Origin of the sequence: uncultured Aliiroseovarius sp. (assembly GCF_947497285.1) — a bacterium.
Taxonomy (GTDB): domain Bacteria; phylum Pseudomonadota; class Alphaproteobacteria; order Rhodobacterales; family Rhodobacteraceae; genus Aliiroseovarius.
The window spans coordinates 1-1,940 of the sequence record NZ_CANMFT010000017.1 but is presented as its reverse complement, the minus strand read 5'-3'; the positions used below and the strand labels follow the sequence as shown (position 1 = coordinate 1,940).

At 49.2% G+C, this 1,940-nt stretch carries 1 protein-coding gene; it reads right to left on the bottom strand.

From position 1 onward, the window contains the following. Positions 1-515: 515 nt before the first annotated feature. Complete coding sequence (locus Q0864_RS16540; protein ID WP_298572072.1) at positions 516-1,322, bottom strand: polysaccharide pyruvyl transferase family protein; 807 nt, start codon at positions 1,320-1,322, stop codon at positions 516-518. Positions 1,323-1,940 lie beyond the last annotated feature (618 nt).

Here is a 1,940-nt window from a genome sequence, read left to right as displayed (position 1 = left end):
CGCCATCAGCGCCGCCGGTGAAGGGGGTTCTAGGCCCAACTCAAAAGAGTCGCAACCCCTTTTTTCCGAAAATGGCAAAATCGGCAATTTCTTTTTTGAGACCCTTATAAACTTAGGGTTCCTGTTTCCAATCTCAAACTTACCTCCCTCAATACGCCCGCCTGTGCATCAGATCCGCGCATCGATTCCCGCCCATTTCGTCCTAAAGAACCGATTCAGTGCATCGCGTGTGCAATTCCTGGCTCCACGAGAAAATCGAAATTCAACCCAGGATCACATCGATAGAATCGCACATTGTGGAAGCGCCCTGTCCCTCAGCTGAAATGTTGCCTACCACAGCACCTAACGACCACATACGGCGCCAGAGGTCATCGCCCCTATGAAACAAAGACCAAACATGCACCAACTTCCAAATTGGACCTCTCAGATGGGGCGGCTCATCAGATGGGGCGGCTCATTTCTGGGATGCACTCGTCAAGCGCGGCAGTTTCCCTTCCTCACTGAAACCTTGCGTCCTAGATTTCCGCCTCTTTAAGAGTTTTCACCAATTTCTTCTGCAGATCAGCGATTAGTTCTTGGTCGCCAGTACTTGCTAGAGGAAGCGCGCTATCAAGGGACAAAATAGACTTGGGGTGTTGTGGTTCTGCCCCGAACTTGTTCACCGCAGCAAAGTGATCATAAAACTTAAATCCATCGCCAATATGAATTGGGGCGTCCTCAAGCCATATAGACGGAATATTGTAAGCATCTGCAAAAATTAGACCATGTAGGCTGGAAGAAACGATGAGCTCGCATCTGGAAACATCTTCTAGAAACGTAATGGCTTGCGTCCGAATATCCAGCAGCTTTGAGTTCGGAATACGGTGCTCAATGTCGAGAAAGTTCTGATTTTCCACATCGCGGTAATGGGGGATAATACCCACAGAATACTTTTTCTCTTTGGCAGGACTTTTAATCCATTGTGCAAGCAGACCCGGGTCACCAAGAGGCAAACCCTCTAATCCGGTCCGTTTGCGCGTGAGTGGACCGCGAACGCTCAAATAGTTCAAATAATTAAGCCGCCTTAGCGCGTGATCCACCATCAAACCAGACCCCCAAACCGAAAGCGTTTTTCGATCGTCCCGACCATGAGCCCTGAAGTTTTTGCGAACGGTGCCGCCCAAGATAGAACCGACGGCGATCAAATCAGCTTGATCGAAACGTGAGCGCGAGATTGACCGTTGAGTAATGCATTCGACAATTATTGCCGAGAACTCATCGCCAAAATTAAAATTATGAGGCTTGGGAGGGCGACCAAAGGCCAACTTAATGGGAGGTTTCAAAATAAAGACCATTTGTGAGGGACAGCTTGGCGATCGCTATACATGAGAATTAATATCCGTTTTGTTTTTTCAAACCAGGATCACATCTTTTGTATTATTAATCTCTCTGAATCCGAGCGATACCTTTTTGTTGGCTATTTTTACAACTTATCCCGAAGAGGTAAGGTGAGCTGCTCTCAGCTTCCTAGACACCTCCCTTGTTCAATTTTTGCAATCTGGTCGCGAAGTCGGCGAGCGACAGTATGCCGTTGTTCGGGGGCTTGGGTTTCCGGCTGGGAGAACATCTCAATGCATTCGAATACGTCCCACATTGCAGTGGCGCGTGTCAGGTATGTTTGTCGCCGGATCGCCGGCGTCCACAAGATCTGCATATCAGGCATCGAACATGTGAGGCCGGAGCGCTTTCACTGGACGGGCGCGCGGCTATTTCAGGACAATCTCTTTGAGCTTCGGGCTTCGATCTCTTGATCGCCATCCATTATCCACCGCTTTCCCAATTATGGGGGCGGACCACTTCTTTGGGGAAGGCTAACAACGCTTCGTATGCGTCCGGTGTGGTCGCGCTATGAACTTCTGGCCATCACCTTCAAGATAATTTCGCCTAGCAAAGCTGCTTCG